This is a genomic window from Brevundimonas pondensis, assembly GCF_017487345.1.
GTDB lineage: Bacteria > Pseudomonadota > Alphaproteobacteria > Caulobacterales > Caulobacteraceae > Brevundimonas > Brevundimonas pondensis.
In genome coordinates, this window is record NZ_CP062006.1 from 1,925,992 (window position 1) to 1,940,756 (window position 14,765).

At 66.8% G+C, this 14,765-nt stretch carries 14 protein-coding genes; 5 read left to right on the forward strand and 9 right to left on the reverse strand.

The window, feature by feature from the left end; all coding sequences use genetic code 11:
- Positions 1 to 128: 128 nt before the first annotated feature.
- Complete coding sequence (locus tag IFE19_RS09605; RefSeq protein ID WP_207821782.1) at positions 129 to 278, forward strand: hypothetical protein; 150 nt, start codon at positions 129 to 131, stop codon at positions 276 to 278.
- 123 nt (positions 279 to 401) lie between these two features.
- Here IFE19_RS09605 and IFE19_RS09610 read toward each other — a convergent pair whose 3' ends face one another.
- A complete protein-coding gene (locus IFE19_RS09610; protein WP_207821783.1) occupies positions 402 to 548 on the reverse strand; it encodes a hypothetical protein in 147 nt (48 codons plus the stop codon).
- A gap of 237 nt (positions 549 to 785) precedes the next feature.
- Between IFE19_RS09610 and IFE19_RS09615 the strand changes: the two genes are divergently transcribed.
- Positions 786 to 1,667, forward strand: coding sequence for a hypothetical protein (locus IFE19_RS09615; RefSeq protein ID WP_207821786.1), 882 nt, complete (start codon positions 786 to 788; stop codon positions 1,665 to 1,667).
- Between the two features lie 127 nt (positions 1,668 to 1,794).
- Here IFE19_RS09615 and IFE19_RS09620 read toward each other — a convergent pair whose 3' ends face one another.
- Positions 1,795 to 2,391, reverse strand: a complete 597-nt coding sequence (locus IFE19_RS09620; RefSeq protein ID WP_207821788.1) for a hypothetical protein — start codon at positions 2,389 to 2,391, stop codon at positions 1,795 to 1,797.
- Positions 2,392 to 2,479: 88 nt separating this feature from the next.
- Here IFE19_RS09620 and IFE19_RS17855 point away from each other — a divergent pair, with 88 nt between their 5' ends.
- The 3 genes from IFE19_RS17855 to IFE19_RS09635 all read left to right on the forward strand — a co-directional run bounded on the left by IFE19_RS17855 (position 2,480) and on the right by IFE19_RS09635 (position 6,885).
- The gene (locus IFE19_RS17855) at positions 2,480 to 3,583 is read left to right on the forward strand and encodes a winged helix-turn-helix domain-containing protein (protein ID WP_207821790.1); all 1,104 of its coding nucleotides are present in this window, start codon (positions 2,480 to 2,482) and stop codon (positions 3,581 to 3,583) included.
- Between the two features lie 278 nt (positions 3,584 to 3,861).
- Positions 3,862 to 5,850, forward strand: coding sequence for an AsmA family protein (locus tag IFE19_RS09630; RefSeq protein WP_225910227.1), 1,989 nt, complete (start codon positions 3,862 to 3,864; stop codon positions 5,848 to 5,850).
- A gap of 105 nt (positions 5,851 to 5,955) precedes the next feature.
- Positions 5,956 to 6,885 carry an NAD(P)/FAD-dependent oxidoreductase gene (locus IFE19_RS09635; RefSeq protein ID WP_207821794.1) on the forward strand — a complete coding sequence of 310 codons (930 nt, stop codon included), beginning with the start codon at positions 5,956 to 5,958 and terminating at the stop codon, positions 6,883 to 6,885.
- A 208-nt stretch (positions 6,886 to 7,093) separates the two neighbouring features.
- Here IFE19_RS09635 and IFE19_RS09640 read toward each other — a convergent pair whose 3' ends face one another.
- The 7 genes from IFE19_RS09640 to IFE19_RS09670 all read right to left on the reverse strand — a co-directional run bounded on the left by IFE19_RS09640 (position 7,094) and on the right by IFE19_RS09670 (position 14,717).
- The gene (locus tag IFE19_RS09640) at positions 7,094 to 7,432 is read right to left on the reverse strand and encodes a hypothetical protein (protein WP_207821796.1); all 339 of its coding nucleotides are present in this window, start codon (positions 7,430 to 7,432) and stop codon (positions 7,094 to 7,096) included.
- A gap of 383 nt (positions 7,433 to 7,815) precedes the next feature.
- Positions 7,816 to 9,261 (reverse strand): UdgX family uracil-DNA binding protein, encoded by a 1,446-nt coding sequence (locus IFE19_RS09645; RefSeq protein WP_207821798.1) that lies wholly within the window; start codon positions 9,259 to 9,261, stop codon positions 7,816 to 7,818.
- Positions 9,261 to 10,502: a putative DNA modification/repair radical SAM protein gene (locus tag IFE19_RS09650; protein ID WP_207821800.1), complete on the reverse strand. Its 1,242-nt coding sequence runs from the start codon at positions 10,500 to 10,502 to the stop codon at positions 9,261 to 9,263. Before IFE19_RS09650 ends, IFE19_RS09645 begins: the two co-directional genes overlap by 1 nt.
- A gap of 55 nt (positions 10,503 to 10,557) precedes the next feature.
- Positions 10,558 to 10,857 (reverse strand): hypothetical protein, encoded by a 300-nt coding sequence (locus tag IFE19_RS09655; RefSeq protein ID WP_207821802.1) that lies wholly within the window; start codon positions 10,855 to 10,857, stop codon positions 10,558 to 10,560.
- Positions 10,854 to 13,400, reverse strand: coding sequence for a cbb3-type cytochrome c oxidase subunit I (locus IFE19_RS09660; protein WP_207821804.1), 2,547 nt, complete (start codon positions 13,398 to 13,400; stop codon positions 10,854 to 10,856). Before IFE19_RS09660 ends, IFE19_RS09655 begins: the two co-directional genes overlap by 4 nt.
- Complete coding sequence (coxB, locus tag IFE19_RS09665; RefSeq protein ID WP_207821806.1) at positions 13,397 to 14,347, reverse strand: cytochrome c oxidase subunit II; 951 nt, start codon at positions 14,345 to 14,347, stop codon at positions 13,397 to 13,399. The genes IFE19_RS09660 and coxB overlap by 4 nt, the downstream gene beginning before the upstream one ends.
- Entirely contained in the window at positions 14,337 to 14,717 is a 381-nt protein-coding gene (locus IFE19_RS09670) for a c-type cytochrome (RefSeq protein WP_207821808.1), read from the reverse strand. Before IFE19_RS09670 ends, coxB begins: the two co-directional genes overlap by 11 nt.
- Between the last annotated feature and the right edge of the window lie 48 nt (positions 14,718 to 14,765).

Genomic DNA, 14,765 nt, shown 5'->3' on the forward strand with positions numbered 1-14,765 from the left:
CAGGCATGCGGCGCACAAGACACAATGCGCAAAAGTCGCCCGTGGGCAGGAACATCCCGCGCCTCACGGCCCTTTTCGAGGCGACAGGGATCATCGACCGCCCCCTACCGTTCACGAGTATCCGACGCATGCCCCGTAACATTGCCACCCCGGCCACCCTGCGCGCCCTTCAACAGGAGGCGGAAAGGATGGCCCGGCTCTCGCCCTTCACCGCCGACCGCGAGCGCTTCTACAGGATCGCGCAGCGCTACCGTGAGCAGGCCGAAAAGCAGGACTAGAAGGCAACCCGTCTCAGGGCCCGTCTCAAGGCCCCTCTCAGGGCGCGCCCTTGATCCCCGCCTGGTTCAGACCACGGCGAGCGCGCTTCAGGTTTCTTCCCTGACGCCCTGGTCGAGATGGGATCAGGTTTCGCGGTCTGACGCGCTGGCTGCAGCACCGGGCTCCGCCTCATTCAGCGGCGATTTTTGGGACTGGCGCCGGCTACGCCTGATGGCCACCACCGCGATGGCGGTGAACAGAACGCCGAGGGCGACCAGAACATAATTCATCTCTCGCCTCCAAGACGCCAGCCTCTTCCCAACCGCTTGAAGGCGCGGCTGGCGAGGGAAAGCCCGACCGCCACAGGGACGGCGAAGACCATGACAAGAAGAAACGCGGCTGCCGTGTTCATGAAGAACAAGCGCCGCGCGGCGCCGCCCAGTTCCCCTCGCGCGTCCGACATATCCGGAGCAACCGACAGCCGATGCAGCCGTTGATCGGAGAACCTTCACCGTGACGAGCAAAACATGACTGCAACCCACTGCCTGCCCGCCGCCGCCCTGGCTCTCGCGCTCGCCGCCTCCCCCGCAGCCGCGCAGACCCCCGTCGATGCGCCGTCCCAGCAGCAGGAACGGATCGGAGCCATTCTTGGCGCGCTTTTCGGCGACCGGCTGGGCGTCACGACGTCCATTGAATCCCAATGGGCGGCCGGACGCACCCCGCTCCTGACCCAGCGCGCCCAGTTCACCGCTCGCATCGATTCAGACGTCCGTTCCGGTGCGATCAGCCAAATGACCGGAACCCGACTCAAGAGCGACTACGCGGCGCTTGTGGATCTCGAGACCCGCTACGGAGCGGATCGCCGTTTCACAGCAGAAGAACGTTCGGACCTCGCCAGCCGCTACAGCGCGCTCACTCGCGTTCTCTCCGACGGCCGGTACGCCGACGCCTCATCGGACACCGCCTCCGTCGCCGGCGGCAAGGCGGATTTTGATCGCCGCGTTGACGCCGCCGTCTCATCGCGCCGCCTGAGCCGTACGGAAGGGACACGTCTCAAGACGGACTACAACGCCCTGATCCAGGTCGAAGCCGGTTATCTGCGCGATGGCCAGATCACCGCTCGCGAGCGCGAAGATCTTGATACCCGTCTTGACGCCCTGGACGCCCGCGTCGGCGACGTCGGCTACGGCGGCGCCGTTCAGACGCCGCGAAATCGTCTTGACGCTGTCCTTAGGGCCCTTTCCTCCGCGGGCCTTTCCGTCGCGGCCCAGACCCAGTTGCGTGTCGAACAGGAAGACCTCAGCCGTCTCGCCGCCGCCTATGAACGCCTGACCCCGTCAACGGACGAGCGCGCCTATCTGGAGCGCCGCGTCAGCGAGCTGGAGACGCGAGCAAAAGTGCGACGCTGAACACGGTCAGACCACGCCCTCGGACGGCATGAGCTGAAACGCTCCTTCGCCCGAGGGCGGCCGCGCCTGCCCCGAATCCCGCTCCGGCAGGCAACACGCCGCCTGAGGCGGCGGACCTTCCGTCAGTTCACCGGTTCGATCGGTCCGCGGACTGCAAGGCGCGCTCCGCCCTATGGAAAAGGCTGGCTGACGCCAGCCACGTCAGCGCAAACATGATACTGAGCACGATAACCGGCCGTGGCCAGTTTTCCGCACCCTCTCCCCAGCCGCGCATCACGGCGACGGCGCCGATCAGCACCTGAAGCACGGCGGCGCAGATCATGACCCGCGCCAGGCCCTCCGCGCGAAAACGCGTTGCGACCGCGCCGATGAAGACGGCGGCGATGACGGCCAGATAGAGCAGGTTCGCCGGATTATCCTCAGACCCGATGATCCCCACCGCCCCGTTGATCCAGACCAGCAGCACGGAGGCGAGGACGGCAAGACCCGCCCCGATGCGATAGGACCAGTCGCTCGACGCCCGCACCGCAAGCTCGGCGACGACGCCCGCACCGATCAGGATGACGCCTGCGAAGACAAAGTCTGACGTCGTCCATTGCACCTCGGCAGTGAACCGCATGGCGACGGCGGGCGTGACAAGAAGGGCGGCGACCAGGGCCCAGCCAAGCAGGCGCAGCCTCTGGGTCACACGGTCATTTCGAGTCGGTTTGATGGTCCTGGTCATTGCCTTGGTTCCAGCCTTGAGTGAGGCTGGAACCCTGGGGACGTCGCCTGTGAGAGTCCTGAGCTCGAGATGAGGAAATCCTGAAATCGTGGCGGACGCCTACTATTTCGATCGCTTCATGCTGGATCCGGACAACCGCCGCCTCACCGAGGACGGGCGGACCGTCGAACTGTCGGGAAGGTATCTGGACGCGCTCGTCCTGCTGGTCGGCGAAGAGGGCCGGCTCGTCACCAAGGGGCGCTTTCTGGAGGAGGTCTGGAAAGGCGCGCCGGTGACCGAGGAGGCGTTGACCCAGTGCGTCCGATCTCTTCGCAAGGTCCTGGGCGACGAGGCTGCTCGGCCCCGGTTCATTGAGACCGCCCCCCGCCATGGCTATCGCTTCGTGGCGGCGGTGTCGCGAGGCCATCCGGCTGCATCCGTCGGCCCCGAAACCGGATTGTCTCGCCTGGAGGTAGCCATACCGACGGCCGAAGAGACGCGACGGAGGGCCGTGGAGAGATTTGCTGGCCAGGGTCGCGCCGGCCTGATCGGCGGGGGAGCAGCGGGTCTGGCGGGAGGCCTTGCCTACGGGTTCGTCGGCGTGGCGGATGGCGCCGGTGCGGCGGCGTCCGGATTACTGGTGCTCGCCGCTCTCACGGCTGCTGTCGGCATGATAGGCGGCGCAGGCGTCGGTCTGGGCGTGGGCGCCGCGGCCTTCACCTCGCGATGGCGGGGGTCGTGGTCTGTTGTCGGCGGCGCCTGCGGAGGCATGGCCGTGGGCGCCGTGGTCCGCCTGGCGGGACTGGACGCCTTCGCCCTCCTCTTCGGCTCAGCTCCCGGAGCGATGACCGGCGGAGGCGAAGGCATGCTGCTCGGCGCAGCAATCGGGGCGGGCGTCTGGGTCGCACAGGCACGGCGCCGACGGGTCGCGGTCCTGGCCGGCGCCGTCCTGACCGGTTCAGCCGGAGTGATCAGCGCCCTTCTCGGCGGTCGGCTCATGGGAGGAAGTCTTGCGGCCCTGGCGGCGCAGTTCCCGGGAGCGCGGCTCCGGATGGACCACCTGGGTCCACTTTTCGGCGAAACGGGGTTCGGGCCGACCAGTCAGGTCGTTACAGCCGGGCTTGAAGGCGCGCTCTTCGGCGCGGCCATGGTGCTGGCGCTGACACTGGAGCGGCGCCGTTACGCCGAAAGCGCCGCGGGGCCGACCATCTAGATTCGATCTCCATGGTCCTCGCGGCACGCCCGCTCGGCTTTGCATTGGAGCGCCTCCGTGACGCGGCGGAACTTCGGGCTAGCGGCGGCCAGGCCCCGTCTGACCGACACCCTGGCGAGCACCATCACGATCGCGCCTCCCGTCGGGCTTCAAACCCGTGGCGCCCTTTGCCGTCTCAGGCGTTGGTCAGCTTCACCGGAGGCGAACCGATCGACCGACCTGGCCCAAAATCATTCCTTCAGTCCGTCCGTGCCGGCGGGACCTCCGCATGGCGTCTGGTGAAAGACAGGGCGGATAGCCTCAGGACCTATGTGGTCGCCGAAGACCCTGCCTGGCTGGCGCTCCGTCAGCCCGGCAAGCCGGAGGTCATCGCGGCGGGGATCACCCTGGCCGTGGCGCTTGGCTGTCTGTTGTTCCTGGTTCTGTTCGACTGGAACTGGGTTCGCGGCCCGATCGGTCGCGCGGCGTCCGCCTCGACGGGTCGCGAGGTCCTGTTGAACGGCGACCTCGATGTCAGGCTGTTCAGCTGGACCCCGTCGGCCAGCGTGCGCCGGCTCAGCGTCAGCGGCCCTGCCTGGGCGCGCGGCCAGAATACCGCCGAGGTCGAGCAGCTGGATGTCGCGGTTCGGTTGCGGCGCCTGTTCCTGGGCCAGATTGAAGTGACCTCCCTGACCGTGACGCGCCCGGTCGTCCATCTGATCGTTGATGATCAAGGACGCCGCAGCTGGGACCTGAATCCTGACCGACCCGACGACGGTCAGGGGGCCAGGCTGCCCGTCATCCAGAGTTTGGTGATCAACGAAGGTCGGCTGACGCTGGATGAGCAGCGCCGGGGCATGAAGCTTGACGCCATGATCACGGCGCGCGAGGCGCGCTCCCCTGAGGACGGCGAAAGCGGCTTCCTCCTCGACGGCAAGGGGACGATGAACGGCGCGCCGCTGACCCTTCGCGTCACGGGCGGCCCCTTCATCAATATTCGCCGCGACCGACCCTATGGCTTCACCGCCGATCTCGCGGGGGCTGGCTCCAGGCTTCAGGCCAAGGGCGCCATTACCCGCCCGTTCGACCTGGGACGGTTCAACGCCGTGCTTGAGTTGGAGGGGCAGGACCTGGCCGACATCTATCTTCTCACCGGGATCACCACGCCGAACACGCCCCCTTACAAGCTGAGCGGTAACCTGAGCCGAAACGGCTCCCTCTTCCGCTTCGCCGATTTCGGCGGTCGGGTCGGGTCGTCGGATCTGTCGGGTACGCTGGAGGTGAACAAGGTGGGCGAACGTCGCCGCGTCGACGCCGACCTGACCTCACGCTCGCTGGACATTGATGACCTCGCGGCAGTCCTGGGCGCCCGTCCGCGGGTCACCAGCGGCGGCACTGTCGCGACCTCCGGCAAGCCCGGCAAGCTCTTGCCAGACGCCCCGCTGCGGACAGAACGGCTTCGCACCATGGACGGCGCCCTGACCTATCGCGCCGGTTCGGTGAAGACCAACGCCTTCGACATCCGGCAGGTGAGCCTCGGCGCCGACCTCAAGGACGGCATACTGACGCTCAATCCCGTCTCCTTCACCTTCAATCGTGGAGAACTGAACGGGACGGCGCGGATCGACGCCAACCGGTCCACCCCCTACAGCGCGATCGATTTCCGTCTGAGCGGCTATCCGCTCGAGTCGATCATTCCAGCGCGGGACGGCGCGCCAACCGTGACCGGCCGCGCCCTGGGTCGGGCGAAGCTGGAAGGCCCCGGCGCCTCCATCCATGAACTGGCGGCCAATTCCAAGGGGACCATAAGCCTGGTCGTTCCCCAGGGACGCATGCGGTCTGCCTTCGCTGAACTGCTGGGCATCAATGTCGGCGCGGGCGTGCGCAAGCTGCTGTCGGGGGATCAGTCGACTTCCGACATCCGCTGCGCCGTGGCGGAGTTCACGGTCGTCGGCGGCGTCGCCACCTCCCGCACCTTCGTGATCGACACGGATGTCGTCCTGGCCCAGGGCACAGGGACCATCGACTTGGGGGCAGAGACGCTGAACCTCAGGCTCGACGGCGAAACCAAGAAGCCGCGGCTTCTGCGGGTCTGGGCGCCCATCACGGTCCGTGGCCCCCTCGCCTCCCCGCGCCTTGGCGTGGACGCCTCAGCGGTGGCGACGCAGGGCGGCCTGGTCGGCGCCTTGGCGACCCTGGTCAACCCCGTTGCGGCGCTGCTGGGCTTCATCGATCCTGGCCTGGCGGAAGACGCCGACTGCGGCGCCTTGATCGCCAGCGCCCGTTGAACTGATGGCCCCGCCGGCTCTCGCGCCAGAAACGGAACCCAGCCCCGCGCGATTTGTTCGCACGGCGCAACAGCTCGAAATGGTCTCCTGGCGGTGACTGAAGAAATGATCTCTGGACGCGATATCGTCATCATCGGCGCCGGGCCCGCAGGCCTGACAGCAGCCCTCTACCTGGCGAGATACCGTCGGGCCCCGCTCGTGCTGCACGACGGGTCCAGCCGCGCGCTCCGGATTCCCCTCACGCACAATGCTCCAGGATTTCCCGATGGTGTTCGGGGACCCGACCTGATCGCGCGCATGACGCGCCATGCTGTCCAGTATGGCGCGGTCGTGGAAGAGGCGAAGGTGACTACAGTCGAAGCGATATCCGGCGGGTTTCGCCTGAATCTTGAGGACGGCTCGACCCGAGAGAGCCGGGCCGTCATTCTCGCTACGGGGATAGACCTCAACCAGGTCGATCTGCCGGGCGCGGTTCATGAGGCGGCGATCCGAGCGGGGGTGCTTCGCTATTGCCCCGTCTGCGACGGATATGAGCACTTGGACAAAAGGATCGGCGTGATCGGTTGCGACACCAACGGCGCCAGCGAGGCCCTCTTCCTGCGACAATACTCGAACGACATCACCCTGATGCCGCTCAGCCATTCCGAACTCGCCCCTGCCCAGATCCAGGAGTTGGCCGCCGCCGAAATCAAGGTGGAAACGGGCGCCCTGATCGCTGTGGCGCCCGGACCAAACCACATCGGCGTCCTGCTCGAGGATCGCGCGCGTCTGGAGTTCGACGTCATCTATCCCGCGCTGGGATATCGGCCACGTTCAAGCCTGGCGCAGCAACTCGGGATCGACCTTACCGAGGCTGGCTGCGTGACCGCCGCCTGCGTCGCCGACAGCGGGGTTCCCGGCTTCTTCGCCGCCGGAGACGTCGTGGAAGGCTTGGACCAGATCAGCGTCGCCATGGGCCACGGCGCCGTGGCGGCGACCAAGGCCCACAACTGGCTGCGCGAACAGGACCAGGACACGCTCCAGAACAAGGATTAGAGCCGCCAGCTTCTCAACTGCCGCTCCGAACTCAGCGGTGGCGCATGCCGCCATCGAGTTCCTCTGCGCCCTCCTGAACTCAGAGGAACGGCGGTCCAGCCGCCACGTTGCGGCCCCATGAGCGAACTTATTGCGAACTTCGTCGGGTCGGCTGCGTCCATTGCTCCATCACCAGCTTTGCGCCTAGCGACAACGCGAGCCCGCTCGCTTATGAGATTGCGATCACACGCGAGGACGAGGCAGGCGCAGCGCCAGCCAATGCATCGGCGATACGGTTCAGAAAGACGAGCCGCCGCTCCGCAGCGTCTTCGAGATTGGCGCCCTTCAACATGACGCGGCCTGAGAATTCGGGCGCGAGTTCTCGCAATCGTTCCACCAGAGCTTTGAGATGACCTGGAGTCTTGCGATCATCCATGATGACGGCGTGAGCGCGAGCGTCGGACAGCCTCTTTTCGACATCACCCTGCACGTTCTGGCCGAGTTCGGAGCGGCCAGCCATCTGCACAAAGTCATGGGCGTAAAGTCGAACGTAGGCGTCTTCTATCATGTTGTACCTTAAGGAATCGGCCGAACGGCTTGCCGCAAAGGTCAAAGCCCGTGTCAAGGAAAGTCACCTTCCGGGCGTTGGCCTGAGCGATAGATGGTGATCATAAGGGCGCGGCGCTACCGTCCCCCAGATTATGGAGCCAGGTTCGATCCTTCGACCGTTAGATTCAGGGGTCGCACGCTTGATCACTGATCCAAAAAAACGCCCCCCACCATCTAGGGTGAGGGGCAAGCGCTTAGGTTCGCCACGAGAAGAAGAGTTGATCAAGCTGGCCCTTTGCACCCCCAGTCTTCGACCGGCCAGGAGCAGCTGGCCTGCAGGGAAGACCAGGACGCGATCCTGCCTCCGCCCCCTGGAAGGACGGCGGACAACCCAGGACCGGATCAAGCCAGCCCCGCTTCTCTCCTCGCCATCTTCAGGTCTTCGACGAGGGTCGCATGGGCGCGGCGACGGGCTTCAGGATCGGGCACACGCAAGACAAAGGCGGGATGGAGCGTCAGCAAGACGCGCGCGCCGTCCGACGTTTCAATCAGCGCGCCACGCTCCGCCATGACGGAGGGCTTTCGTCCCAGGACCGCCAGGCCCGCCGTCGCCCCCATGGCGAGGATCAGCCGCGGTTTGACGAGCCTGCGCTCCTGGTCCAGCCACCAACGGCAGGCCTGGACCTCGCCCGCTTCGGGCGTCTTGTGCAGGCGACGCTTGCCGCGCGGCTCATGCTTGAAGTGCTTGACCGCATTGGTCAGGTAGACCGCTCCTCGTTGGACGCCCGCTTCAGCAAGGGCGGCGTCGAGAACCTGACCTGCCGGTCCGACGAAGGGCTGTCCCGCCAGGTCTTCATGATCGCCCGGCTGCTCGCCGACAATCATCAGACGCGCCTCGCGCGGTCCCTGTCCGCAGACACCCTGGGTCGCATCCCGCCAAAGGGGGCAGCGACGGCAGTTCTGCACGCCTCGCTCCAGGTCCGCCGGTTCCAAAGCGACAAGCTCATCGGTCGACGTCCGATCTACGGTCGGCGGACGCAGGCGCTGGAACTTCTCATTGGGAAGGGAGGAAGGCTCGGAGACCATGACCTCGGTGCGGCTCGCCGCCGAGGCCACCAGTTCGGGGATCAGAGACGCCTCGGGGAGGTTCTTCCAATACTGCTTCGGCATCTCCGACTGCATCATGCGCGTGCGCAGACGCGCCGGATTGAAGGTCGAGGCGTAGTAGGTGCGCCAGAAATCCTCGACCTCGTCGTCCTGCGGCGCCTCCTCCTGTCGTCCCGGCGGGCCAAAGGCGAGCCCCTCGCCGTCCCAGTGGGCGGTCCCGTCAGGGGTAAGAATGCTCCACCGCATCGTGCTGTAGCGTCGCGCGAAGAAGGGGGCGGTCTTCTCCAGAACGCGATGCGCCGGCTCGAACCAGGCGACCCAGAGGTCGCCTTGTGCATCCCTTGTCTCGCGAAAACGGACGAAGGCCTTCATCTTGTGGCTGGCGCGGCGCACGTTCTTCACCCGCTCGGCCGCGGCGGCGACATCAGGGTCGGAGACCACCCGCATCAGATCGGGCTCGTCCCGCAGCCGCCACAGCAAACGGTACATCAGGTCGAACCGGTCCGGCGCGCGATGCAGGATTAGGTCGCCTGCCGTCTCCATGAAGGTTCGAGGGACGACAAAGGCATCGTCCACGGCGACCGCGCCCGGCCCCTCATCAGCGTCGAAAAGCCCGCCCTGGACCGACCCGGCCGTGACAAAGCGCGCGCTGGCGGGTTCGACGCCCGCAAGGCGCAGCCGGCGCGCGGCCGCCTTCCATCCGGAAAAATCCGTCTCGTTCGCCAGGCTGATGGTGCGCATCAGAACAGGCTCAGCTGTTCCGGCGCGCGCCTGGGGGCCAGCCGGGCGCGAAGGTCAGCGGCGTCCGTCAATCCTCCGGGCGTCCAGTCCAGGGCGACGATCCAGGGGCGCACCTTGTCTATGGAACGCGTCAGACGCGCCACGTCCTCCAGGCGCAGGGTGCGATAGCGGCGGACCGACAGGATGCGATCCACCGCCTTCACCCCCAGCCCCGGCACGCGCAACAGATCTTCGCGCGAGGCCTGATTGACGTCCGTCGGAAAGACGTCGCGCCGCTTCAACGCCCAGGCCAGCTTGGGATCGACCGCCAGGTCCAGCATGCCGTCCGACGCCCCCTCCCCGATCTCGGGCGCGGTGAAGCCGTAGAAGCGCATCAGCCAGTCGGCCTGATAGAGGCGATGCTCGCGCATGAGCGGGGGTTTCGACAGCGGCAGGATGCTGGAGCTGTCGGGAATGGGGCTGAAGGCCGAATAATAGACCCGGCGCAGGCCGTAGCCGCCATAGAGAGAGGCGCTGCGGTCCAGGATTTCCGTGTCCGGCGCCCCGTCCGCCCCCACGATCAGCTGGGTCGACTGGCCCGCCGGCGCAAAAGCCGGCGGACGGACCCGGTCCCTCTTCTCGGGCCTGGCCGCTTCCAGCCTCAGCCTTACCTGTCCCATGGTCTTGCGGATCAGGCGGGCGTCCTTTTCGGGCGCCAGGCGCCCCAGGGCCTCGTCGCGCGGCAGCTCGATATTGGCCGACAGACGGTCGGCGTAACGGCCCGCCAGCGCCACCAGTCGTTCGTCCGCCTCCGGGATCAGCTTGAGGTGGATATAGCCTCGAAAATCATGGTCCTCGCGCAGGCGACGCGCGACCTCGACCAGCTGCTCCATCGTATAGTCGCCCGAGCGGACGACGCCGGACGAGAGAAACAGCCCCTCGATATAGTTGCGCTTGTAGAAGGCCAGCGTCAGGTCGACGACCTCCTCGACCGTGAACCGCGCCCGTTCGACGTTCGAAGACGACCGATTGATGCAGTAGACGCAGTCGTAGATGCAGAAGTTGGTCAGCAGTATCTTCAGCAGGCTGACGCAGCGCCCGTCCGGCGTATAGGCGTGGCAGATTCCCATGCCCTCGGTCGAACCCACCCCCTTGCCGTCGAGGGAGTTGCGTTTGGGGGCGCCGGACGACGCGCACGAGGCGTCATACTTGGCCGCATCGGACAGGATGGAGAGCTTTCGTCGAAGTTCGATACGCGCCATTTGTTCATGATACGTTCCAATGACGAAGAGGTACAGCGTGGCCGTAAACCCTGGGTCAGAAGGCCAGCGGCGCCGTCTGCCACAAGACGCCGATCCCGGCGACCAGAGCCCCCGTCAGGCCCACGCGACGCTCCCACGCCTCAGCGCGGGAGCCCACGCGCCTTCCCCGGACGAGCCAGACCGCCAGGGCGATGACGCAGAGCAGACAGCCGATGCTGAAGGCCAGTCCTATCCAGCGCGCGCTCCCGGCCTCAGTGGACGACCAGACGTCGGCGGCGCTGGAAATCAGATAGACCCCGACGAAGTGCACGGCCCATATCAGCAGGCCGCCGGTCATCCTCAACCAGCGCCTCATGCCCCGCCGCCCGGGAAGAGGCGGACCAGGAGGATGACGCCGATCGCCTGGGCTGCTGTGAAGGCCATGAAGAGGCTGATCAGGTCCACCGTCGAAGGGCGTTCAGCCGCCAGGCGGCCGAACAGGCGCCTCAGCATGACGTAGAGGCCCATCAAGCCGCCAATGGCCGCGAAGGTCCCGGCCCAGCTCAACAGGGCGTAGACCGACGCACCCTGGCTGGAAGCCTCCGGCCGCAGGCCGCTCGCCCACCACGCCCTGCCCTCCAGGAACATCGCCGCGATCGCCGCCACGCAGGCCAGCACCAGCAGGCCCGCTGCAGCCGAAACCGCCCCCGCGCGCGCCATTCGCACGGCCCGCGGCGCCGCGACGGCGCAAAGCCCGGCCACGACCAGCAGGCTGACCGACGCCATGAGCGAACTGATGGCCGGCGGGGTCTGCCACAGGTCCGGCCGTCGGCTCCACAGGAAGACATAGGAGAAGCCGGCCAGCAGGCAGACCATGCCGCCGACGATCAGGACGATCACCATGGCCCACCAGCCGTGGCTGGACGGACCTGACACATAGTTGGGCACGCGGATCGACGCTCCGATGTCGGTCGTCTTGCGGGCATGAGGCGCGTCCAGGAACCAGCACCAGTGCATGATGCAATAGATCGCCAGAACCCCGCTGACGACGGCGGCCGCATAGGCCTGGATGGTCAGGATCAGGAAGAAGCCCGCCGTGAAGACCGCCCCGAAAACATGCCAGGCCGATGGCCTCGGGATCCGCAGCACATACTGCGGCTCGGCGTTCAATGGGCTGGTGACCAGGGTCTGGCGCTCGCCCCGGGCCGCCCCCGGCAGCAAGTAGCGGCCCGCCGCCACGTCCTTGGCCAGCCCCTTCTGTTCCCACAAGGGATAGAGGCTCTTCACCACCGGGATCGACCGCACCGAATAGAAGCCGCTGGGCAGCCATTCCAGACCGGGACCGCCGTGGATATTGCCGGCCTCGCGCGGGCCAAAGGGTCGGTAATTGCGGACCATGTCGACGACCCACAGCAGCACCGCCAGCCCGAACATGAAGGCCCCGAGCGTGGAGACGAGGTTGGGCAGGTCCCAGCCGCGGTCCGGCAGATAGGTGTAGACCCGCCGCGGCATCCCCATCAGCCCCGTCAGGTGCATGGGCATGAAGGTGATGTTGTGCCCGGCGAACATCAGCCAGAAAATCCAACGCCCCCACCGCTCGCTCAACGGCCGGGCGCTGGACATGGGCAGCCAGTAGTAGATGGCCGCGAACAGGGGGAAGACCATCCCGCCGATCAGGACGTAATGCAGGTGGGCGACGATGAAATAGCTGTCGTGGGCCTGCCAGTCGAAGGGGACCATGGCCACCATGACGCCGGACAGTCCCCCCATGACGAAGATTACCAACCCGCCCGTGGCGAAAAGACCCGGGGTCGAGAAGCGCATCCTCCCCGCCGCCATGGTGGCGATCCAGGCGAAGACCTGGATGCCCGCCGGCACGCTGACGGCCATGGAGGCGGCGCTGAAATAATTGATCGAGATCTGCGGCATGCCGGTGGTGAACATGTGGTGCGCCCACACGCCGAAGCTGATGAAGCCCGTCGCCAGCATGGCCATGACCGCCAGGGGGTGTCCGACCAGCGGCGTGCGCGCCATGGCCGGGATGATGGTCGACATGGCCCCCGCCGCAGGCAGGAAGATGATGTAGACCTCCGGGTGGCCGAAGAACCAGAAGAGGTGCTGCCACAGCATGGGATCGCCGCCCTTGAGTGGATCGAAGAAGGGCCAGCCCAGCGCCCTTTCCAGCTCCAGCAGCAGGGTGGCCAGAATGATGGAGGGGAAGGCGATGATGATCATGCAGGCGAAGATCAGCATGGCCCAGGCGAAGATCGGCAGCTTGTCGAGGGTCATGCCGGGCGCCCGTGTCTTCAGCACCCCGACGATGATCTCGATGGCCCCGGCTATGGCAGAGATCTCGATGAAGCCGATGCCCAGGAGCCAGAAGTCGGCGTTGATCCCCGGCGAATAGGTCGTGCTGGTCAGGGGCGGATACATGAACCAGCCCCCGTCCGGGGCCAGGCCGAAGAAGAGGGAGCAGAAGAAGGCCAGGCCGCCGATCAGATAGGCCCAGAAGGCGTAGGCTCCCAGGCGCGGAAACGGCAGGTCTCGCGCCCCCAGCATCTGCGGCAACAGCAGCACCCCCAGGGCCTCGACCGCCGGCACGGCGAACAGGAACATCATCACCGTGCCGTGCATGGTGAAGATCTGGTTGTAGGTCTCCTGAGGCAGGAAGCCGGTCATCGGCAGGGCCAGCTGGGTCCGCATCAGCAGGGCCAGCACCCCCGCCAGCACGAAGAAGAGCATGGCGGCGCCGACATAGTAGACGCCGATGATGTTGTTGTTGGTCGCCGTGATCCATTCCCAGGGCGACCGCGGCCCGCACCAGGCCTGCTCAAGCTGCTCCAGCTCGCCCTCGGGTCTGGGCTCCGTGGTCGGAAAACGATCGTACTTGCCGACGTCGAAGCCCGTTTCCGACGTCATTTCAGGCCTTCCAGATAGGCGGAGACGTCGCGCAGTTCCTGCCCCGTCAACACGGGATAGGCGGGCATGCGGTTGCCGGGCTTGATGCCCTGGCTGTCGGCGATCCAGCCCGCCATCGTGCCCCGGTTATTGGGCAGGACGCCGGCCCCCAGGGTCTGGCGTGACCCCACATGGGTCAGGTCGGGCCCGGCCAGACCATTGGCCTCGGTGCCCCGGATGGTGTGACAGGCGCCGCAGCCGGAGGCGCTGAACACCTCAGCGCCAGGCAGGGAGGAAGGACCCGCAGGCCCCTTCTGTTTCTCGCGCCAGGCGGCGAAGGCCTTTGGCTCGTGCGCCACCACCACCAGTCCCATCAGGGCGTGGGGCCCGCCGCAGTATTCCGCACATTGGCCAGCGTAGACGCCCGGCTCGTCTGCCTGCAGACGCATGAAGTTGCGACGGCCGGGGATCATGTCGGTCTTTCCGCCCAGGCGCGGGATCCAGACGCTGTGGATGACGTCGGCGCTTTCCAGTTCCAGCACGACCGGGCGCCCGGCGGGTATGTGAACCTCGTTGGCGTCCTGCAGGATCTCGCGGCCCTCGCCGTCGAGATAGGCGACCCGCCACCACCACATCTCGCCGGTGACGCGCACTCGCATCTCGCCGGCCCGCGGCGCATCCGACAGCCGCGCTGTGACGCTGAGCCCGTACAGCAGCAGGCCGCTCAGGACGATGACGGGAAAGACCAGTCCGCCGATCCACACCAGCCTCTCGCTCGCCACCCGCCGCTTCCAGGACCGCGGCCCGAACAGGGCGAGGCCGAGCGCGACCAGGACCACGGCCAGCACGACCGCCCCCATGACGAACAGGACCCAGGCGACCGTTGTGACCGGCCCGGCGAAGGGGCCGGCCGGATCCAGCACCGGCGGCGGCCAGCCGCTCAGCATGGCGGGCGTTTCAGCCGTCATCGAGGGTATAGAGATAGGCCGCCACGTCGCGGGCTTCGGTGTCGTTCAAGGGCATGGCCGGCATTCCAATGTCGGGCAGCAAGGACGGGGCGTCGCGGACAAACCGGACCATGACATCGGGCTGGTTGGGGAGCCGGCCCGCAATCAGGGGGCGCGCCGCCACGCCCGCCAGAGGGCCTCCGGTCCGTCCCCTGGGCCAGGACACCCCGGGAATGACATGACAGGTGGCGCAGCCGGAGCGCTCGATGAGCTTCAACCCTTCGGCCGGATCGGCCTGGGCCAGGGACCGCGGCGCATCCGCCTTGTCGGCGCAGGCCGTCACGGCGGTGCACAGCACCGCGGCCAGCAGCGAGGCCCCTATGGTCCGCATCGTCCGTACATGATCGCATTCCGCCCCTTTCCAGCTTCACCAGAACCA